The organism is Psychrobacter sp. TB20-MNA-CIBAN-0197 (genome assembly GCF_040309765.1).
Lineage (GTDB): Bacteria > Pseudomonadota > Gammaproteobacteria > Pseudomonadales > Moraxellaceae > Psychrobacter > Psychrobacter submarinus.
Window position 1 is genome coordinate 1 of the sequence record NZ_JBEOPC010000818.1, and the last position, 262, is coordinate 262.

The 262-nt window shown below is 55.3% G+C and carries 1 protein-coding gene; it reads right to left on the bottom strand.

Features of this window, described 5'->3' with window-relative positions:
- Positions 1-68 precede the first annotated feature (68 nt).
- Positions 69-262: hypothetical protein (locus AAEY83_RS16130; protein WP_351060619.1), on the bottom strand; the 194-nt coding region annotated here is incomplete at its 5' end.

Consider the following 262-nt stretch of genomic DNA (forward strand, 5'->3'; position numbering starts at 1 on the left):
CTAAAGGGATGGAGGGCGGCCCCGTGAGTCTCCCGTGCAGCCCTCATGGCCGCATGCGAACGAGCAGTCTACCAGTAAACGGTGGTGAGGAAAGTGGCGATGTTCCACGATGCTGGCACTGCGCTTTGACGGGGCTCACTTAAAATAGGGGCGTTTTGCTCAACTTCAACCCGTCGGGGGAAAGAAGTCAGGCGTTGATTTAATGAGCAAATCAGGGACAAAAGCAATTGCCCAGAGGTTCCGCAGCTTTCTGCTACCATGG